This is a genomic window from Sorangium sp. So ce590, assembly GCF_051521365.1.
In the GTDB taxonomy this organism is placed as follows: Bacteria; Myxococcota_A; Polyangia; order Polyangiales; family Polyangiaceae; genus Sorangium.
Genome location: NZ_CP150346.1, coordinates 3,912,818 through 3,933,535, shown reverse-complemented (window position 1 = coordinate 3,933,535; position 20,718 = coordinate 3,912,818). Strand labels below are relative to the sequence as shown.

Annotated in this window: 13 protein-coding genes; 7 read left to right on the top strand and 6 right to left on the bottom strand. The window is 71.5% G+C overall.

Translation table 11 applies throughout. The annotated features are described in order from the left end of the window. Positions 1-623: 623 nt before the first annotated feature. Together WMF28_RS14855 and WMF28_RS14850 are read left to right on the top strand one after the other, a co-directional pair. Positions 624-2,240, top strand: a complete 1,617-nt coding sequence (locus WMF28_RS14855) for a DUF1592 domain-containing protein (RefSeq protein ID WP_437602884.1) — start codon at positions 624-626, stop codon at positions 2,238-2,240. A 41-nt stretch (positions 2,241-2,281) separates the two neighbouring features. After that, positions 2,282-3,628 carry a DUF1552 domain-containing protein gene (locus WMF28_RS14850; RefSeq protein ID WP_437604259.1) on the top strand — a complete coding sequence of 449 codons (1,347 nt, stop codon included), beginning with the start codon at positions 2,282-2,284 and terminating at the stop codon, positions 3,626-3,628. Positions 3,629-3,979: 351 nt separating this feature from the next. Here WMF28_RS14850 and WMF28_RS14845 read toward each other — a convergent pair whose 3' ends face one another. After that, complete coding sequence (locus WMF28_RS14845) at positions 3,980-6,019, bottom strand: rhamnogalacturonan lyase (RefSeq protein WP_437602883.1); 2,040 nt, start codon at positions 6,017-6,019, stop codon at positions 3,980-3,982. Positions 6,020-6,291: 272 nt separating this feature from the next. Between WMF28_RS14845 and WMF28_RS14840 the strand changes: the two genes are divergently transcribed. After that, a complete protein-coding gene (locus WMF28_RS14840) occupies positions 6,292-7,596 on the top strand; it encodes an RICIN domain-containing protein (protein ID WP_437602882.1) in 1,305 nt (434 codons plus the stop codon). 137 nt (positions 7,597-7,733) lie between these two features. Here WMF28_RS14840 and WMF28_RS14835 read toward each other — a convergent pair whose 3' ends face one another. The 3 genes from WMF28_RS14835 to WMF28_RS14825 are packed head-to-tail and all read right to left on the bottom strand — an operon-like array spanning position 7,734 to position 10,640. Continuing rightward, positions 7,734-8,795: a hypothetical protein gene (locus WMF28_RS14835; RefSeq protein ID WP_437602881.1), complete on the bottom strand. Its 1,062-nt coding sequence runs from the start codon at positions 8,793-8,795 to the stop codon at positions 7,734-7,736. Next, a complete protein-coding gene (locus tag WMF28_RS14830; RefSeq protein ID WP_437602880.1) occupies positions 8,792-10,087 on the bottom strand; it encodes a FecR domain-containing protein in 1,296 nt (431 codons plus the stop codon). The genes WMF28_RS14835 and WMF28_RS14830 overlap by 4 nt, the downstream gene beginning before the upstream one ends. Beyond that, positions 10,077-10,640, bottom strand: coding sequence for an RNA polymerase sigma factor (locus WMF28_RS14825; protein ID WP_437602879.1), 564 nt, complete (start codon positions 10,638-10,640; stop codon positions 10,077-10,079). The genes WMF28_RS14830 and WMF28_RS14825 overlap by 11 nt, the downstream gene beginning before the upstream one ends. Before the next feature lie 600 nt (positions 10,641-11,240). Between WMF28_RS14825 and WMF28_RS14820 the strand changes: the two genes are divergently transcribed. Continuing rightward, positions 11,241-11,483, top strand: a complete 243-nt coding sequence (locus tag WMF28_RS14820; protein ID WP_437602878.1) for a hypothetical protein — start codon at positions 11,241-11,243, stop codon at positions 11,481-11,483. Between the two features lie 87 nt (positions 11,484-11,570). Beyond that, entirely contained in the window at positions 11,571-12,512 is a 942-nt protein-coding gene (locus WMF28_RS14815) for a hypothetical protein (RefSeq protein ID WP_437602876.1), read from the top strand. Positions 12,513-12,604: 92 nt separating this feature from the next. Here the strand turns inward: WMF28_RS14815 and WMF28_RS14810 are convergent, their stop codons facing one another. Continuing rightward, positions 12,605-13,327 carry a hypothetical protein gene (locus WMF28_RS14810; protein WP_437602874.1) on the bottom strand — a complete coding sequence of 241 codons (723 nt, stop codon included), beginning with the start codon at positions 13,325-13,327 and terminating at the stop codon, positions 12,605-12,607. Positions 13,328-14,029: 702 nt separating this feature from the next. Further along, complete coding sequence (gene aroA / locus WMF28_RS14805) at positions 14,030-15,331, bottom strand: 3-phosphoshikimate 1-carboxyvinyltransferase (RefSeq protein ID WP_437602873.1); 1,302 nt, start codon at positions 15,329-15,331, stop codon at positions 14,030-14,032. A 209-nt stretch (positions 15,332-15,540) separates the two neighbouring features. Between aroA and WMF28_RS14800 the strand changes: the two genes are divergently transcribed. Next, a complete protein-coding gene (locus WMF28_RS14800; protein ID WP_437602872.1) occupies positions 15,541-17,394 on the top strand; it encodes a PEGA domain-containing protein in 1,854 nt (617 codons plus the stop codon). 47 nt (positions 17,395-17,441) lie between these two features. Then, positions 17,442-20,636, top strand: coding sequence for a kelch repeat-containing protein (locus WMF28_RS14795; RefSeq protein WP_437602871.1), 3,195 nt, complete (start codon positions 17,442-17,444; stop codon positions 20,634-20,636). The last annotated feature ends 82 nt before the right edge of the window (positions 20,637-20,718 follow it).

Here is a 20,718-nt window from a genome sequence, read left to right as displayed (position 1 = left end):
CCCCTGGTTGGGCGGGAGGTCTCCCCGAGCTGCTCGGGCCTACCCTCTTCCGGAACCAGGGACGAACTCGATGCGATCCTGTGGGTCGGCTACGCCGCGAACCAGGTTCCAACCTGAGCGTCAACGGCGCGGCAGCAGGGTTACGCTCCCAAAGCAAAAATTCATCTCTGCGATATTCGCTCTCGCGGTGAGCCGATCCGAGGGCGATCCGCTACTGCCTGACGGGTGCTTCGCTGGATCTTGCTTTCGCTGATCCCTCCCCATCAGTCCGCCGCCAGGGGGCGGCGCGTCCCAGTTCGTTGAGGGCAGATCGGCGATGGCGCGCCCGCCGAAACACAGCACGTCCATCGAGATGATTCCCTAATTTTTTCACTGGAGCATGGATCAACCAGCACAGCTCCGGCACGTCCTACACAGTAGCAGGACCCCTCCTGAGGCTGCACGATAATTTATAATTATAGAACAAATACTGTTGTTCGACAATGGGACTTCAGCGCGCCCAGAGCGGGCGAAGAGCGACATCGATGTACAAATCCTTGAACCATGATCAGGCGCGTCCTCTCAGAGGCCTTCGGTCAGCTGTCCCGATCGCGTTGATCGTGGCCAGCGGTTGCACTGGAAACGTGGGCAACGCGGGCAACGCGGGCAACGCGGGCGAGCCTGGCGCAGAGGATCCCACCACGGTGGACCCGCGCGCTTGCGAGGACGGCGCGGTGCACCCCGGGCGAGCGCCGCTGCGGCGGCTGACGCGCTTCGAGTACAACAAGACGGTTCGCGACCTCTTCGGTGACACGACCGAGCCAGCCTTTTCGCTGCCGAGCGAGGATGTCGGAAACGGCTTTGGCAATGACGCCGACGCGCTGTCGGTCTCGAGCCTGCTGGCCGAGCAGCTGAGCACCGTCGCGGAGGGCGTCGCCCGGCGCGCGACCGCCACCCGGGAGGCGCTCGCGAAGCTCGCCCCTTGCGCGAGCGATGTGAGCGCGGAGAGCGAGGAAGCGTGCGCGCGCACCATCGTCGAGCGCATCGCGCCGCTCGCTTATCGAAGGCCGCTCGCCGCCGGCGAGGCGGACGAGCTCCTCGCGCTGTACAGCGTCGGGCGGATGGATGCGGCGTTCGATGTCGGCGTCGCGACGATGATCGAGGGGCTGCTTCAATCGCCGGATTTTCTCTACCGCATCGAATGGGGCACATCCGACCCGGAGCGCCCCGAGCTCCGTCGGCCCACGGGCGACGAGATGGCGACGCGGCTCTCGTACCTGTTCTGGGGCACGATGCCGGACGAGGAGCTACGCCTGGCCGCGCAGGCAGGCGAGCTCTCGACGAAGCAAGGCGTGCGCGCGCAAGCCGAGCGCATGCTCGAAGACCCTCGGGCTCGGACCACCATCCGGTTCTTCTTCGACAACCTGCTCCCCATCAGCAACCTCGCGGATCTCGAGCGGAACGCGGAGGCGTTCCCGACCTTCTCTCGAGCGATCGGCGCGCTCATGCGGGAGGAGACGCAGCGGTTCCTCGAGCACGAGATCTTCGAGGGGACCGGCACCTGGGCATCCATCCTGACGGCCCCGTACACGTTCATGAATGGACCGCTCGCGGCGTTCTACGGCGTCTCCGGCGTGACGGGCGACGAGTTCCAGCAGGTGCAGCTCGACACGACCCAGCGCCTCGGGCTCCTCACCCAGGCGGGGGTGATGGCCGGGACGACGCACTCGAACACGACGAACCCCGTGGTCCGCGGCTCGTTCGTGCTCCAGAAGCTGATGTGTGAGAAGATCCCGCTCCCCACCGGCGACATCCTGGAGCGGGTGAAGCCGCCGGATCCGTACACCGGCGCGACGGCGCGGGAGCGCTTCAGCCAGCACAGCCAGGATCCGGTCTGCGTGACGTGCCACCAGTACATGGACCCGGTAGGCTTCACGTTCGAGAACTACGACGCTGTCGGGCTGTTCCGCACGACAGAGAACGACGTCACGATCGACGCGAGCGGCTCGCTCCCGGGCACGCCGGGCGCGGTGAGCGGTCCGACCGAGCTCGTGAAGAAGCTCGCCGAGGCGGAACAGGTGCATGGCTGCTTCGCGACGCGCTGGGCCGAGTACGGCTACGGCCTCACCCTGCGCGCCGAGGACGCTTGCACAAAGCAGGCGATATCGACCGCGTTCAAGGCGTCCGGGTACAACGTGAAGCAGCTCCTCATCGAGCTCACACAGACGGATGCTTTCCACTACATCACGGTTGCCCGCTAGGAGTGATGGTCATGTCCAAATTTCGTTTGAGCCGACGTGCCATGCTGCGCGGTGCTGGCGCCATCGCCATCGCGCTCCCCTGGCTGGAGATCATGGGCCCCGAACGCACGGCGCGCGCGGCCCCCGCCCCCGCCAAGCGTTTCCTCGCCGTCTACACGCCGGGCGGGACCGTGATCAATCGCTGGCGGCCGACCGGCAGCGAGGCGAGCTTCACCCTGGGCCCCATCCTGTCGCCGCTCGCGCCGGTGCAGGACCGGCTGCTCGTCGTCGACGGCCTCGACATGAAGAGCGCGCGCGGTGAGCAGCACCAGAGCGGCATCATCGCCTGGCTCACGGGCAGCGCTCAGGAGGGCTCCCCGAACGGCGGTTACGGGAACGGGCCGTCGGTCGATCAGGTGATCGCCTCCCAGATCTCCGCCGGTATCAAGGCGAAGGCGAGCATCCAGATCGCGGTGCGCTGGGCGACGGGCAAGTCCCACGGCCTGCTGTCGCCGATGAACGCCGCGAACTTCGAGAACGCCGCGCCGTTCAAGCCGATCCCGCCGCGCCTCGATCCGATGGAGATCTTCACCGAGCTCTTCGGCTCGCTGGATCCCAGCGCCGGCAACGAAGCCGCCCGCCGCCTCGCGCGGAAGAGATCGATCCTCGACTTCCTCGATGGGCGCTACTCCGCCCTGTCCGCGCGGCTCGGCGCCGCCGACAGGCAGAAGATCGACCAGCACCTGACGAAGATCCGCGAGATCGAGATGAGCCTCGCCAACGTGCCGGTCGAGACGAGCGCGTGCAAGGCGCCGGACAGGGTCGACACGTCCGACTACAACCCGCGCACGGGGCTCAACTCCTCCGACACCGGCTCGATCAAGGACACCTCGACCGACGCGGCGATCCCCAAGGTCGGCAAGCTCATGATGGACATGCTGGTGATGTCGCTCGCCTGCGACATCACCGCGGTCGGCACGCTGCAGTGGAGCGACACCGAGGCGAAGCACACCTTCCCCTGGCTCAACTTGACCGAGCACCACCATTTCTACCAGCACGACGGCGGCTTCAGGCCGGACGAGTGCGAGCGCATTTGCAACTGGTATTCGAAGCAGCACCTCTACCTCCTGCAGGAGATGGAGAAGGTCGACATGGGTGGACACTCGCTGCTTGACGAGAGCGTCGTCTTCTTCGGGTCCGAGCTCTCGGATCCGCCGAGTCACACAAAAACGAACATGCCGTTCCTGCTGGCCGGCGGCGGCGGAGGCCTGCGCACCGGACGCTGGGTCCGGTACCCCAACCGCCCGCACAACGATCTGCTCGTCTCGATCTTGAACCTGTTCGGAGACACCCGGACCGCGTTCGGCGACCCGCGCTACTGCACCGGGCCGCTCACGAACCTGACGTAGCCATCCCAGGCGGGACACCGGCTGCTTCGATAGGAACGAGACGACGTCCGGCAGTTCCAGCTTCTACACCGGCGCTCACGCCGGAGTGGTATGATACGCGAGTATATCTTCTTACGATCCCGGCGATGATGGTCGCTCTTGCCTGGCGCCCGAGCCTTATGTCGGTCAGTTCATACAGCTCGACGTGCAGTCCGTCGAGATCGCGCAGCCCTGATCGCGCTCCGTGACGCTGGCAGCTGCTCAGGAAAGGCGCAGGCCTCCGCAGGGCGCCCGCGTCACGCTAGGGTGCGACGCCGCCGCGGACCGACGCGGGTGCCGACCGGTCTGGTGATGCTGGACGACCTAGGTGCCTCAACGGACGTGGATGTCCGGCTTCGGCACCGGGACCATCCCCTCTCCGATGTGGAAGCTCGGGTGGGGCGGCTGGTTGTAGGCGCCGTTCTGCCACGAGATGGCGACGCGGTACTGCGGATCGTGCATCAGGGTGTGGATCCGGTTCTTCGCGACCTGGTTCGTCGTGAAGATACGGATCGAGTTGCCGCAGCGGAAGATCACCTCTTCGCGCCAGTCGCCCAGGATATCGGCGCTGAGGGTCGGGCTGCTCTTCGTGCCGTTGTTCGCGGCGCACCCGTCGGCCGTGAAATTGGCGCCCTCGCCGTCGTACTGGCGGATGGCGTTGCCGTCGAGGAGCTCCCGGCTGAGATCCGCGTCCCACCAGATGAGGAAGTTGGACGACGAGGGGCGGCTCCCGACGTTCTTGCCGTCCGCGCCGCTCAGCAGCTGGCTGCTGTTGACCCACGCCTCGCTCCCGGGGTTGCGCGGGTCGATGTCGGCCGCCACGCCCCTGCCGGGGCCCTCCTCGCCGCCGTTGTCCGGCCCCTTCCAGATGATCTCGCACGTGCGGGCGTCGCGCATGGCGTAAGCAGGCGCGTCCCCGCTCTCGTACGGCATGAACACCTCGAGGCCGGGGCGCGAAGGGATGTGATCCGTGACGTGCAGCGCGTCGCCGTGAGCGTAGAAGTCCACCGTGCATAGGCCCTTGCCGTCGTTGTCGAACGTGGCGCCGCCGTTGATGATCTCCTGCTGCGGGTCGTCGTCCACGTTCGCGACGCTGATGGAGTGGGCGCCCTTGCCGCCGTACGCCCCGTTGTCGCGGCTCGAGCTGGAGTCGAACGTCCAGTGGTTCGTGAGCTTGCCGTCGCGGTAGTTCCAGGCCGAGAGCGTGGTGCGCGCGTAGTAGCCCCGACCGAACACCGCGCTCGGGCGGCCGGTGTCATCGAGGAACGCGATCGTGCCGACGAAGCGGTCGACGCGGTTGCCGTAACACTCGTTGTTGCCCCAGCTGCACGGGTCGCTGCGCCCCACCTGGAACTCCGTCGTGGCGAGCTCGGTGCCGGTCTCTCCGGAGAACACGGTGAGATACTCCGGGCCGGTGAGGATGTAGCCGTCGTTGTTGCGGTAATCCCTGGAATCGTCGTCGTTCGCCGCGGGCCCAAGGCTCAGCGGCTCGCCCCTCCCATCGCGCGTCCCCGGCGCGGTCTTGACGACCACCTCCGCCTTTCCGTCGCCGTCGAGATCGTAGACGAGGAACGGCGAATAGTGCGCCCCGGCCCGGATGTTCACGCCGAGATCGATGCGCCAGAGCCGCTCGCCGTCGAGCGTGTAGGCGTCCAGGTAGGTCTTGCCGGTGCGGCCAGCCTTCGAGTTGTCCTGGAGGTTCGACGGATCCCACTTGACGACGATCTCGTACCGCCCGTCGCCGTCCAGGTCTCCCACGCTGCCGTCGCCGCTCGAGTACGTGGTTCCGTCCCCCGCGGGCGGCGCCATCGTTGGGATGGAGAGGTATCCATCCTTCCACACCGGCGCGGCCTCCGACTCGCCTTGCTCGACGCCGTCGACGACCGGACGCACCGTGTAGACCGAGCTCGGAGAGCCGCCGCGGTCGACGAAGTTGGTGGAATCCGCGATCGGCGCGTCGTTGACCTTGGTGCCATCCCGGTAGACGTTGAAGGCGATGTCGTCGGGATCGTAGCCGAAGAGGCGAAAGCCCACGTAGATGCCGCCGTCCGTGGGAACGGCCACGACGCCGCGGTCGAGATCCTCCATCTGCGCGAACCCCGTCGGCGGGGGCGCGCCCCCGCCGACGCCCGTGCCGGGGCCTGCGCCCGCGCCGCCGCTGCCCGACGCAGCGCCGCCTCCGGACGCCGTGCCGGTCGCGCCGCCTCCGGACGCCGTGCCGGTCGCGCCGCCTCCGGACGCCGTGCCGGTCGCGCCGCCGCCGCCCGTGCCCGTATCGCCGCCACCGGCGCCGCCCGCGCCGGTATCGCCCGACCCGCATGCCACGAGCCCGGCAGCGAGCGAGAAACAGATCAAGAGAACAGGGCGCCTCATAAATTACCTCGCGTTGCCGCTCCTCCTCCGGGCGGCGGTTCGCCTCCAGGCCGTGAGCGGCATGATGATTTGGTTGCTGGCCTAGGTTGTGACATCAGCGCAAACTCAATCACCTCGAACGCTCAGGTCATGCGTTTTCTCGGTGGGCTGGAAATTTGAATATCCCTCGCGAGAACGCGGCTGTGCTCCGAGCAACACCGCGGGGCCAATTGGCATGCCAGCGGAGTTTTATGGTGAACCGTAGAAGTTTAGGGTACGCAAGAGGGCCTGACATGCAGCCGTCGCGCACGCCGCACCGCGCCATCACCAGGACGCTCAGCGCAACGGCAATGGCGGGCGGACGCGCCGCGCCCCGCTGCCTGGCCGCGGTCGCGTCGCTCGGGCTCGCGGCCTGCGAGCAGAGGCCGATCGACGCCGTCGAGCTGACGCCGACGACGTTGACCCAGGGCATGGTCGCATACTGGACGTTCGACGAGGGCGAAGGGACGGTCGTGACCGATCGGTCCGGCAACCGGCGCGACGGCGAGCTCACCGGCGGCACGTGGGTGGAGGACGGCCGCTTTGGGCGGGCGCTGCACCTCGATGAGGGCGAGTTCATGACGGTGGGCGAATTCCCGAACGCCACCTCGAGCTGGACCGTCTCGGCGTGGGTCCGCGTGCTGACCGACGAGCCCCCTGCCGACGGCCCCCTGAGGACCGTGATCAGCACGGAGAACACCGGCGGATGGGAGCTCAACGTCGACTACGACGGCGAGGCGCGGGGCATCCGCTTCGGGTTCTGGAAGGGGCCCGAAATCAGCGACTACCACCACATCCTGTGTTCCTGCCTGGAGCTCCAGCGGTGGACGCACGCCGCCGGGGTCGTCGACGGCGAGGGGCTCTCCATGAGCCTCTACATCGATGGGCGCCTCTACCGCACCGAGCCCATCGAGAGGACGATCTCGCCCGGCCCTACCAGCCTCTACGTCGGTCGATGGCCGCAGGAGGGTCGGCTCCTTGTCGGGGACGTCGACGACATCGCGATCTACAGCCGAGCGCTCGTTCCGGCGGAGATCGCCGAGCTCTCGCAGCACGCCGTCCCGGCGGAGGTCGAGGCGGACATCTCGACGAGCACCACCTACACCCTGGTCGGCGTCCAGAGCGGGCGCTGCGTGGACGTCGACGCCGCCGTATCCACGGCCGACGACGTGGTCCTGCATCTCTGGGATTGCAACGGCGGCACCAACCAGCAGTTTCGCTTCGAGGCGGTGGACGGCGGGTATTACCGGATCCGCAACGTCAGCAGCGACAAGTGCCTCGACCTCCGCGGCGGGTCGACCGCCGACGGCGCCGCCATCGTCCAGTACACCTGCCACGGCAACCCCAACCAGCAATGGTCCGTCACCTATCTCAGCGGCGGCGCCGTCCGCATCACATCGCGCCTCAGCGGCAAGGTCATCGACGCTTACGGCTCCCCGCCCGCCGACGGCACCGCCCTCGTCCAGCGGCCTTTCAACGGCGGCACCAGCCAGCAGTTCAGGCTGAACCCGGTCGGAACCGACACCGGCACGGGCGCCACCAGCGGCCCGGAGCCGTGACGCCCGGCGCCTCTCCGCAGGCGTGAAACCTGCTCGGCTACATCGACAGCCTGTGCGCGCGGCGGCGGGCGGCGCGGACGACAACGCCCTGGAAGATCTCCCGCCGGGCGCGCGGCGCGACGCCGCTCGTCCTCCGATCACAGCCACCCCACGAGGCTGAGGCTGCCGAGCAGCGCCGGGCGCGCGCCGCGCGCCGCCTCGGTCTCGACGAAGCGGACCACCGGATAGGGGTGCGCGACGAGCGCGTGCGCCTCGACGACGACGTCGATCCGCTTCACGATCCCGAGCTCGACGCCGGCGCCGGCGTCCGCGGCGAACGCCCACTGCGCGCTGTGGACCCCCCGGTACGGCCACGATGCCTCGCCGTCGACGGCGACGTGGAGCGCCCCGAGGCCCACCGAGAACCTCGGGCGTAAGCGCAACTCGGGCCAGGGGAGCGCCGCGAGCTCGACGAGCCCGAACCGCTGCTGCACGGTCGCGCTGCCCTGCGGCGCAGCGACGCGCGGCGCCGTCCCGAGCCCGGCGAGCGAGAGGCGCCCCTCGATCGGACCGGGCGGCGCGACACGCAGACGCGCGATGAGGAGCAGCGCCGGGCCGATGCCACCCGGGCTCGCGAGGAGCCCGCCCCCCAGCTCGACGCCCCACATCGATCGGGGCGGCGGGTCGAGCGGCCGCTCTGCCCGTCGAGCCACCTGCCGGCTCACCTCGCTCGGGGGCGGCGCGGCAGCGGGTGCCGCGGAGCGCCGCGAGGACATCAGGAGCTCGAGCAGGCTCGCGCGGAGCAGCTCGACGGCGCGCACCGCGAGCACCTCGACGATATGCTCCCGCGCCTCGCCGCGCGTGTCGATCTGCCGCACGAGCGTCTCGTTCGTCCGCGGGTCGACAACCCAGAGCTCGGCGGCCTGACCATCCGGCGCCAGGAACAGCCCGATCAGGGCCGCGGAGCCGGCCTGCTGCCCGGCGTCGTCCATCGTCGGCCGGGGGGCGGAGGCCGACTGCGCGTCGAGGAGCTCCACGTCGAATCCATCGGCGACGAGCTCCCCGCGGATGCGGATCAGCGCCTCGGAGATCGACGGCTCGGCGGCGCCGGGCCGCACGAGGACCACACGCGCAGGCTCCCCCGACGCCGCGGGGCTCGCCGCGCAGAGGAGGAGGAGCGTGAGGGCCCCGGCCAGCGCCTGCGCCCGCGCGAACCTCACGGCGTCCGAGCGAGGGCCCGCGCTGCCTGCGTGTAGGTTCCGCCCGGGAACCGGCGCAGGTACGCCCGCGCGACGGTCTCGGCCTGCGCGTCGCCATGGAGCCGCTGCACGATCACCATCTTGCGCCCGAGCGCTTCGGAGGCGTAAGCCCCCTGCGGAGCCTCCTTCAGATAGGTCTCGAACCAGGCGAGCGCCGCGGCGCCTCCCTCCTGGGTCTCCGCGAGGCGGCCGAGCAAGAACGCCGCCTCCTTGCCCCGTTGCGTCGCCGGAAAGCGCCGGCGCTGGGCGAGGAGCGCCCGCCGCGCGATGTCGTTCCGCCGCGTGTAACGCGCCGCGTCCGCGAGGGCCGAGAGCTCCTCGTTGCTGCTCTCCGCGAACGAGGCGTCGAGCCCGCGGCGCTGCGCCTCGTCGACGATGACGTCGAGCTTCCCGGCCGCGAGCTTCCCGGCCCAGTCGCGCCTCGGCTCGGCCGCGGGCGCCGCCGCGGGCGCCGCCGCGGGCGCCCCGGGCGGGTCCGGAACCGGCGCAGCGCTGGGCTCCTCGGCGTGGTCGGACGACGACGGGGCAGGCGCCGGCGACGCCGCGGCGCCCTGCTGAAGATCGAGATCGCGCAGGAGCACCTCTCCCGTGCGCTGCCGCAGGGTCAGCCATTGCCCGGCGCGCACCGCGATCGGCTCGCCGGACAGCGGCCCGCTGACGACGACGGCGCCACTCTCGAGCCGCAGATCGAGGCGCTCGTCCTCCGGCGCCCAGGAGAGCGCGAAGGCTGTCCCGGTCACGGTCACGAGGAACGGCCCCGCATCGAACAGCCACTGCGCCTCCGACCGATGGACCACGCGCGCGTGGACCTCTCCCCGGTCGAGGGCGACCCTGGCGCCCTGCTCGTTCACCGACACGATGTGCGCGCGCGCCATCTCGGCGAGTTGAACCTCGGTGCCGTCGGAGAACCGGACCTTCGGACGGCTCGATGTGTCCGCCTGGACGGAGCCGTCCTGCTGCACGGCGCCGCCCTCCACCTCGTAGGAGAGCTCGTAGGAGGGCCGATCGGAGCGCGTTCCTCGCTGCCACCCGTTGACGCCGAGCAGAACCGCGGCGGCCACGGCGAGCGCGAGCGCTCCGACCCGGAGGGGCGACAGCCGGAAGCCCGGGCGCCTCGCCGTCCGCTCCGTCAGGCGGAGCAGCCCCTGGACACGCTGCTGGGGAGACATCATGCCGAGCGACAGGCGAGCGAGCTCGACCGCGCGCGCGGCCTTCGGGCTGAGCGCCAGGTCCTTCTCGTCGTCAAGCGTCATCCCGCACCTCCCCTCTCATGCAGTAAGCGGCGAGGGACATGTCCTTCTCGACCTGGGACGACACGCGCTCCGTTGCCCGGCTGAGCCTGCGCTTCACGGTGGCCAGCGATATCCCGGTTGCCTCCGCGATCTCCGGCAGGCTCATCCCCTCCATGTGGCGGAGCACGAACGCGGTCCGGTCGTCTGCGCTCAGCGTGTCGAGGATCGCATAGAGGCGGCCCAGCGCCTCGCGCGCCTCGCTGTCCGCCGGCTCGACCGCCTGCTCCGGGAGCTCGGCCGTGTCCGCGAGCTGAAGGATGCGCCTCACGCGCCTGCGGCGGAGCTCCCACTTCAGGAGTCGAACGGTCACCGAGAACACGAAGCTCCCCAGCGCATCGGGGTCTCTCAGCCCCGATACTCTGGAGAACACGCGAACGAAGACCTCCTGGGTGACGTCCTCTGCGTCGGCGCCGGGCCCGAGCACGCGCGCGACGATCCGGAACACCTTGGGCGCATGCGCGTTCCACACCGCGGCTGCCGCCCACGGCTCTCCTGCCATGAGCGCGCGCACCACGTCACTTTCGTCAGTACCGCCACGCGCTGACGGAGCGATGGCAAGGCTGGCTCTACGCACAACGTCATCGCTCCGAGGGCTCGTGACTTCGCAGATCGGTCGTGATGAGCGAGCACAGTACCGAGCCGAGGTTCCCGGCGCAAGGCGGTCAGCGCGCACGGCCGGGGAGGTCGCTCCGGCAACCAGGGTGAGAGCGGCTATCGGCGCGGTGGGGCACCAGGGCGCCCAGGCCGGCGAGTTCCGGAGATATCTGCGCTGCGACGGCGGTGCGAGCACCGCCTCAACCCCTCCAGCGCGCGGCTCGCGCGGTAGAGCTCGCGAGCCGCGCGAGGCAGCCGGCAGCGAGGTCCCTGTACACCCGGACTGCGGCAACGGCCCCCCAGATGACCTTGAGTGGAGTCGACATTGCATCGGACGCTCCCGAGCTGCGTTGCCCGGATGCCCGGCACGGCGACCACCCCGGATGTCCGCGGAGGTCGCAAGGACCTCGGTGGGTGCTTCGACCCAGCCAGCCAAGCGCACGTCTGTCAGGCAGTAGCGGCGCGCCCTCGAACCGGCTCACAACGAAAACAAATAGCGCAGGAACGGAAATTTCCCGTCGTGAAGTGCCAGGGGGCGGCGCGCGAGCACGGCGGGGTGCTCGGGCTCCAGGGCGACGTGCCCTGCGGAGGCGACGGCGTGTTCAGCAAGTACTCGCCCGACCCCGAGGCGCAGGACCGGCGCATCCGGAGCGCGCTGGCGGCGTGCGGGGGCGAGGCGGAGGACCTCGTCGTCATCGGCTACTTCGGGAGATGCCCGGAGCGCGCCACGGAGAGATGCGGACGCCGAGCGGGTCATGGATGAGGCGCTCGACTGGCTGGACGCGCTCGACGCGAACGCGCGGCCGCGCCCCTGAGATCGGGCCCGTGCGCGTGCTATGGAGCTCGCGCAATGGTCGAGCGCGCGTCCTCCGGGGCGCCGCGGGAGGTGAGCGCGGCGCTGGCCCCCACCGACCCGCTCGGCGCCCTCAACCAGGCCTTCCTCGACGCCTACGCCGCGCGCCGGGAGGCCGTCCTCGCCAGCATCGAGCCGATCATCGCCCAGATCGACGACAGCCTCATCCTGCGGCGCGGCGGCCGGCGGATCGAGGGCCCCGCGCGCACCCGGCGCTACCATGAGCTCAAGGTGGTCGCCCACGCCCCGCTCGCCGTCCACACGCTCCTCTCGGGCCGGCGAGGCGCGCTCGACGGCGACGCGCAGGGCCGGCTGGCCGAGCTCCGGCAGCGCATCGCCGCGGCCGCGGCCGACCTCGACGGCCGCGGCTTCACCCCGGAGCAGCTCGCCCGCCAGCGCCGGATCCTGGACGCGTCGCTCGCGCTCCTCGACGAGGCGAGCGCGGCCGGCAGCGTCGCGCCCGAGACGCTGTCCGCCTTCACCCGCGCGCAGACCCCGGACGTCCTCCTCAACGCCGAGGACGCGGCGCGCGACCAGATCGAGACGATGCACGCCACGGTCGAGGCCTGGAAGCGGGACATGACCGCCGAGGAGCGCGAGCGGCTCCGGGCCGTGGTCGCGGTCTCGCACATGGCCCGCCCGGGGAACGTGGCCGCGCAGTACTTCTCGGTCACCCTGGGAGAGACCTGGCAAGGTCGCTTCGACCAGGAGGGCTTCCGGCCGGGGAAGCGCGTGCTGACCGCCGAGGCGACGTTCGACGAGGCGGAGGCGTTCGCGCTCCTCGCCACGCACGCGCTCGACGCCGGCGTGGCCACGCGCTTCTTCGGCGAGGAGACCCGGCTCACGCGCGACATCCTGGCCGACGCGGCCGAGCGGATCCTCGCCGGGATGTTTCAGAAGGAGCCGGCGCCGCCGGCGGAGGCCGGCGCCGGAGCGTGACGGTCGAGCCGCAGGGGGCGCGCACGCTGGGCTTCCTCGGTCGAGCCGGGTGAGGACGAGGGCCCCGTGTCGGGGGCCCTCTTTGCGTCACATCACGCTACCTGCGGCGGTTCCTGAAGCGGCCGCGCCCCCGCCGGCTGCGCCCCCGCCGGCTGCGCCCCCGCCGGCTGCGCCCCCGCCGGCTGCGCCCCCGCCGGCTGCGCCCCCGCCGGCCGTGCCCCCGCCGGCTGCGCGGCGGCGGCCGCTCCCTTCGCGGCCCGCGCTCGCCCCGCCACGATGGACGCCGCCCGCGTCTCGAAGAGCGTGCGCAGCGCCGTGTAGCGCTCGGCCAGCTCGGGCGCGTGATCCAGCGCGTTGGTGAGCTGCTTGTTCTCCGCCTCCAGGAACACCAGCGCGTCGCTCAGCGCGATCTGCTCCATCTCGCGGGCATACAGCGCGAGCCCCTGGACCGCGGCCAGCAGCCGCCCCACCCGCTCGAGCCGCTCGGCCAGCGCGGGCGCCCGTTGCGGATCGGGCGCGTATTTGCCCAGGTCCGCCATGAGATCCAGGCCGGCGGCCTCCTGCAGCGCGTCGAGTGCCTCGGCGCGCAGCTCGGACGGCACCTTGCGCAGGCGGCGGTTGCGCGTAGCCGGATCCGTCGGCCGGAAGCCGGCCGGCGGCCTTGGCACGCTCGCCGGATCGAGGATGGGAAGCGCGCGGTTCTTCGCGATGGTGTCGTCGAAGTCGGCCTCCGCGTGCCCGCCGCCGGGCGCGGGCTCGGCGCTGGCGGGCGTCACGGGGCTCGGCGTGGTCGTCGTCTTCTTGCGCGATGTCATGATCTCCTCTTGCGGGGCGCGCGCCGCCGCGCCGTCATGGCTCGCGCGGCGCGCAGGTCTCCGCAGCGGATTGTCAAGGACGATGCCAGCCGGCGCACGCCTGGCGACAAGGCCGATCGAAGGCGCGGGCGATCGTGGAGGCGCAACGGGTTGCGGCAAACCGTTGCATGATTGCGCAAGGATGTGCGGGCAGGGCAGGGTCACCCGTCTGCCGAGATCTCGGCACGTCCCAGCCAGGGACTCGATCCTGCCCCACCCGAGGCTCCGCCACGCACCCACCCAAGCAGGAGGGTCGACCCTCCGCTCGCCCAGGGTCGACCCTCCATTCGCCCATAGCCGACCCTCCATTCGCCCATAGCCGACCCTCCATTCGCCCATAGCCGACCCTCCATTCGCCCATAGCCGACCCTCCATTTGCCCAGGGTCGACCCTCGCTCCGCCGAGTAAGCGACCATCTCCTGGGCGACCCACCCTCCCTCGGTCGGGTGGTGCTGTGATCTGCCCAGAGAGGTTTCACATGAAGATGGGGAGATCACTGGTCATCAGGTGACTCCATTGGGCACGCTCGACGTCCAGTGCTGCAACGGCCGCTGTCACATGAACGAGTGCCAGTAGGGTGAGGTCGGGAGCCGCGGCACCGGCGGGCACGGCGGTCGGGGACCGCGGCACCGGCGGGAGCGGCCGGTGCGCTGCCGCCCGCGGTCACCCCTGCGGCGCCGCGCCGCCGCTCGCGCCGCGGCACCGCTCGACGTCCTCCCAGAACGTCGGGTACGTCTTCGCGACGCAGGCCGGGTTCTCGATCGTGATCCCCGGCCGGCACAGCCCCAGGATCGCGAAGCTCATCGCCATGCGGTGGTCGCTGTAGCTGTGCACAAGCGCGGGCGTCAGCGGGCGCGGCTCGATGCGGAGCCAGTCGTCGCCGTGGGTCACCTCCTGCCCCAGGCGGCGGAGCTCCGCGACCGTGGCGGCGAGGCGGTCCGTCTCCTTGATCCGGATGTTCGCCACGTTCCGGATCGTCGTCGGCCCCTCGAAGAGCGGCGCGATCGCCGCCAGCGTCATCACCGTGTCCGAGATGTGGTGCATGTCGACGTCGATGCCGCGCAGGCGCCCGTCGCTGCGCACCGTGGTGGCATCCCCCTGCTGGCTCACGCGCGCGCCGGCCTGCTCCAGGAGCTCGACGAACCGGTAGTCCCCTTGCAGCGCCCCCTCCCCGAGGCCGGGCACGGTGATGGCGCCGCCCGCGGCCGCGGCGAGCGCGAACGGGTAGCTCGCGGACGACGCGTCGGGCTCGATCGGGTATCTCCGCGGGCGGTACCCTCCTTCGGGATGGACGGTGAACCCGCCCGTGACCTCGTCGATTCGACCGCCGAAATCCGCGACCATGCGGCGCGTGATCTCGACGTACGGGCGGCTCACCAGCTCGCCGGCGATGCGCAGATCGATGGCGGATTCGGCGAGGGGGCCGGCCATCATCACCGCCGAGAAGTACTGGCTGGAGCGGTCCCCGCGCATCGTCAGGGTGCCGCCCTTCAGCCGGCCGCCCCGGATCCGGAGCGGCGGGCATCCGGTCGCGCACGCCACGTCCACCCCGAGCTGCCTCAGCCCGTCGACGAGATCGGCGATCGGGCGCTTGGCCATGTGCTCGTCGCCGACCAGCACCACCTCGCCGGGCACCAGGCACGCGAGCGCCGCCAGGAAGCGCACCGTGGTGCCGCTGTTCCCGATGAACAGCTCGCGCTCCGGCGCGCGCAGCCGGCGCCGCCCCCCCTGCACCACGAGCGTCTCGGGCCCGGCGTCCTGGATCCCGATCCCCATCGCTTCCAGGGCGGACCGCATGTGCCGCGTGTCGTCGCTGTGGAGCACCCCCTCCAGCGTGCTCTCGCCGTCGGCCAGCGCCGCCAGCACGAGCGCGCGGTTCGTGATGCTCTTCGAGCCGGGGACACGCCAGATCAGCTCAGGCGGCGAGGAGAGCGGGACGATGGGCAAGGGACCGGCAGGGATCATGGGGCCGGCAGACTAGATCTTCGTGGCAGCGCTGGCTACGTGCGGCAGCACGGCCCTGGGGTTCCCTGGCACGTGCCGCGCACGCGTCGCCGCTGTACTGCTCTGAACGTCGCTGCTCCGGCGCGCATCGCAGCGTGAAGAACCCCAATCGTCACGACCACCCCTCGCCGCTCCCTCGACGGGGCCACACGAACCGAGTCCCTGCCACGATGCCTCTCTTGCTTCCTCGCCGGGCCCAGCCCGAACGCCACCGCAGCGCCCGCTGCCGCCGCCTCGTCGTCGTGACGGGGCTCCTGCTCGCCGTGGCGAACGCCGCGATCGCCGCGCCCGCCGAGCCGCCGCAGCCCGCCGCTGGGCCAGCGCCGCCCGCGGTCGAGCTGGCGCATCTCGCGGTCGAGCCGGCGCAGCCTGCCGCCCCATCGGCGCGGGAGATGGCGGCCGAGCACTATGGAAAGGCCCGGGCGTTCTACGAGCGGCGCGAGTGGTCCCGGGCGCTCGCCGAGTACCTCGCCGCGCGGCAGCTCTACTCGAGCTGGGCCGCGACCTCCGGCGCCGCGGTGTGCCTGAAGCAGCTCGGGCGCCACGACGAGGCGCTGGAGATGTTCGAGGAGCTGCTGCGCGAGTTCAGCCACCGGCTGCCCGACGCGGCGAAGGAGGCGGCGCAGCGCCAGCTCGACGAGCTGCGCCAGCTGGTCGGCATCCTCGAGGTCGACGCCGCCGAGCCGGGCGCGCTCATCGCGGTCGACGGGCGGCACCGCGGCGAGGCGCCGCTCTCCGGGCCGCTCCGGCTCACCTCCGGCAGCCACTGGGTGCGCGTGTTCAAGGAGGGGTTCGAGCCCTTCGAGCAGCGCATCGAGATCGCGGGCGACCGGCTGGTGCGCGTCAGGGCGCGGCTACGGCCGCTCGCGCGCATGGGGCGCTTGCGGGTCATGGAGAGGGAGGGCCGGCCGCTCGAGGTCGTGGTGGACGGCAGCGTCATGGCGAGAGCGCCCTGGGAGGGGCTGCTCGCGCCCGGCGTGCACACGGTCGCGCTGCGCGGCGAGGGCCGCCTCGGCTCGCCGCCGGTGCAGGTCGACGTCGAGGTCGACAGGACCGTGCCGCTGACGCTCTCGGCCGAGGAGCTCGCGTCGGCGCTGCGGATCGAGCCGGTGCCGGTCAACGCCACCGTGGCCGTCGACGGCGTGACCGTGGGCCGCGGCGTCTGGGAGGGGCGGCTGCGCGCGGGCGCGCACCGGGTGGAGATCGCCGCGCCTGGGTTCCTGCCGGAGTCGCACCGCGTACTCCTCGGGCGCGATCACACGGAGGTCGCGCGCGTGACGCTGGAACGCGACCCGCGCTCGCCCTTCTGGCGCAAGCCCGCGCGCCCGGCGCGGTTCGTCGTCGAGGGGGTCACGGGCGCCGTGCTCGTTCCCAGCTTCGGCGGCGAGGTCGCGGGCACCTGCATCCGCGGCTGCGAGGCGGCGCTCGGCACGGGCGGCTCCGCCGTGATCCATGCGGGTTACGAGCTCGGCATGGGCCTCGGGCTCGGCGTCAGCGTCGGCTACCTCGCGGTGTCGCAGCGCCTCCAGGGCCGCGCCACGGAGGTGATCCCGATGGGCCTGCCGCCCAACCGGGGCACCGTCGATGATCGGCTGGCGCTGCGCAGCGCGCTCCTCGGCGGGTGGATCAGCTTCGCGCTGCCGCTGGGCGAGCGCGTCCCGCTGCACTTCCGCCTCGGCGCCGGCGCCGCCGCCGGCGCGCTCCTGGAGGAGCGCACGAACGGCGCGTTCCGGACGGGCGACGGGGCGCCGTACGAGCTCGCCCCCTTCGTCCAGAAGCACCCGGCGTTCTTCTTCCACGTGACCCCCGAGGTGCGGATCGGCCTGCCGATCGGCCGGGTGGTCCAGCTGAGCGCGGGCATCGCCTTTCCCGTGCTCGTCGACCTGGAGCGGCCCACGTGGGACGCGGCCCAGGCCGTGCTCGCGGGGGGAGACGGCCGTGGCACGTTCCCGGTCGAGAGGCTCGCCGGCCCCGTGCTCCTCACGGTCGCTCCCGGGATCGGCGCTCGTTACGAGTTCCACTGACAGAGACGCTCGTGCGAGCCCTGCGGACAAGGACAGAGGGATTCGATATGCCCATTGCTGGTTCGAGGCGCCGACCTGCCCGGTGGACGCTGGCGTTCGTCTGGATGGTGACCCTGGCCTTGCTGCTCGGCTGCAGCGAGGTGGCCGATCCGATGGATGCGCGCCTCCTCAGGCGGCAGTTCCCCGAGCAGGCCGACGCCATCCTTCAAGGGCCCTTTGCCTTCGCCCCGGCGGACGATGGGTTCGAGGCCCCGCGGCCGCTCGATGTGCCCCCCGCCCGCGCCGGCGCTGGCGGGCTGCGCTCCCGGTTCCCGCGGCGCGGCGACGGCGCCGTCCGTTTCCCCCTGCCGGACGGCGCCGAGGCGCTGGTCAGGGAGCTCGGCGCCACCGGCGCCGGCGAGCTCGCGGAGGGCGCGGTGACCTATGCGCGGGCGGGCGGAGCATCGTTCTGGACCGCCCTCGACGACGGCTACGAGGAGTGGCTGCTGCTCGAGCCGCGCGCGGTGCGGCGTGACGCGCCCGTGGCCTCCTGGCAGGTCGACGGGGCCGCGCTGCGCCAGGACGGCGAGGCCGTGGAGGTGGCGGACGCGCGCGGCGCGACGCAGATCCGCGTGACCGCGCCCGAGGCCTACGCGGCGGGGGGGAGGCCCGTCGGCGCGCGGCTCATCGCGCGGGCGGAGCGGATCGAGCTGTGGGTGGAGGCCGAGGGCGAGACCGTGCTGGTGGATCCGCGGTGGAGGCCCGTCAGAGAGATGAACTCCCCCCGCTACCGGCATACGGCGACGCCGCTGCCGGACGGGCGGGTCCTCGTCGTCGGCGGCTATCATCGCTGGGACGCGCACGACAGCGCTGAGCTGTTCGACCCGGCCTCGGGCGAATGGTCGGTCCAGGGGTCGATGAGCGCCGCCCGCGCCGATCACACGGCCACGCTGCTGCCGGACGGGCGGGTCCTCGTCATCGGCGGCGATACCGGCGGCACCGAGGGCGATACCGCCGCCCCGGATCTCGAAGGAGCGCTCGACAGCATCGAGGTGTTCGACCCGGACTCCGGCCAAGCAAGCGGGTGGTCCACCGGAGATCCCATGAACGCTGCCCGCGCCGATCACACGGCCACGCTGCTGTCGGACGGACGGATCCTCGTCGCCGGCGGCTACGGCCCTGAAGGAGCGCTCGACAGCGCCGAGCTGTTCGACCCGGTCTTCGGCGTATGGTCCCCGCTGCCTCCCATGGGCACCGCCCGCACCGCTCACACGGCGACGCTGCTGCAGGACGGGCGGGTCCTCATCACCGGCGGCGACGGGCCTGACGGCTTGGTCGACAGCGCCGAGCTGTTCGCCCCGGTCTCCGGCGTATGGTCCCCGCTGCCTCCCATGAGCGCCGCCCGCGCCGCGCACACGGCGACGCTGCTGCCGGACGGGCGGGTCCTCGTCGTCGGCGGCGCCGATCCAGACGGCGCGCCCAACGACGCCGAGCTGTTCGACCCGGGCACGGGGACATGGCTCACCGTCAGGCGCATGGCCGCCGCCCGCACCGCGCACACGGCGACGCTGCTGCCGGACGGGCGGGTCCTCATCACCGGCGGCGACGGGCCTGAAGGGTCGCTCGATGGCGTCGAGGTGTTCGACCCGGGCTCCGGCAGGTGGCTATCGCTCCAATCCACGCAGATGTCCCGGGCCGAGCACACGGCGACGCTGCTGCAGGACGGGCGGGTGCTCGTCGCCGGCGGCTCCGTGCATGGAACGATCGACGACGCCGAGCTGCTCGACCCGGACGCGGGCATGTGGCGGTCCGTCGACCCACTGCGGACCGCGCGGCACTCGCATACCGCGACGCTGCTGCAGGACGGGCGGGTGCTCGTCGCCGCCGGAGACGGCGGCGATGGCGCCGCACACCCCGGAGGGTTCGTCGACATCACCGAGGTGTTCGACCCGGACTCCGGCACATGGCGCGTCGTCGGCCCCATCGGCCAGGTCCGGATCGGGCACACGGCAACGTTGCTGCCGGACGGGCGGGTGCTCGTCGCCGGCGGTTACGCGTACCTCGATGGCCAATCGAGCGAGATACGATCGCTGAAACACGCCGAGCTGTTCGACCCCATCTCCGGTACCTGGCAGCCCGTCATCCCCATGAACACCGCCCGGCATAAGCATACCGCGACGCTGCTGGAGAACGGAAAAGTGGTCGTCGCCGGCGGCCGCAATCAGGACGGTTATCTGGACAGCGCCGAGCTGTTCGACCCAGCTTCAGGCAGGTGGTTGCCCCTCGGGCCCATGCTCGCTCCGCGACAGTCGCACACGGCGACGCTGCTGCTGAACGGACAGGTGCTCGTCGCCGGCGGCTATGGCCCTGATGGAACGCTCGACGGCGCCGAGGTGTTCGACCCGGGGTCAGGCGGGTGGCTGCCCCTCGGGCCCATGATCTCTGCGCGTTCGATGCACACGGCGACGCTGCTGCCGGACGGACGAGTGCTCGTCGCCGGCGGTTTCGAGTCGGCGGGCTCGCTCGACAGCGCCGAGGTGTTCATCCCGGACTCCGGCAGGTGGCTGCCGCTCGGGTCCATGCACACCGCCCGCATCGATCACACCGCCACGCTGCTGCCGGACGGGCGGGTGCTCGTCGTGGGCGGCGCCAATATCCAGGCTTCTACCCTGCAGCCCCACACCGTCGAGGCGTTCGACCCGTCCTCCGGGACGTGGTTCCGTCTCGAGCCCCTGCCCTTGGGCCGGTATTGGCACAGCACCACGCGGCTGAAGGATGGCCGGGTGCTCGTGGCCGGCGGCGGCGATGAAGGACCGCTCGACAGCGTGACAATCTTCCACCCGATGGCGGACGGCAGCCCCTGCGCGGCGGACGTCGAGTGCGGCAGCGGCCACTGCACCGACGGCGTCTGTTGCGAGCGGGTCTGCGACATCTATCTCTGCGAAGCGTGCTCGGCGCTCCGGGGCGCCTCCGCCGACGGCGTTTGCACGTCGCTGCACCCCGATTACCTGCCCTTCGCCTGCTCGCCGCAGACCGGGGAACAAACGAGGCCCTGCAAGTCGGTCCACCACTGCGCTGAGGGCTTCGTCTGCGATGTCGAGGGCGAGTGCGTCCTGCCGCCGCAGAGCGGCGGGTTCCTCGACAAGGGCGGCTGCCACCTCGCCATCGCGACGGCCGCGGGGCCGGGGACGCGCGTGCCCGCGGAGCTCGGCCTGCTGACGCTCGCCGCCGTCTCGGCGGCGCTGCGCCGGCGCCGCAGATGACGGCGTGACCGCGCCGGGCGCCCCCGCGCGCTCGCTGCCGAAGAGATGGCTCCACGCTGCGGCGAGCTTCGAGCGCGCCCAC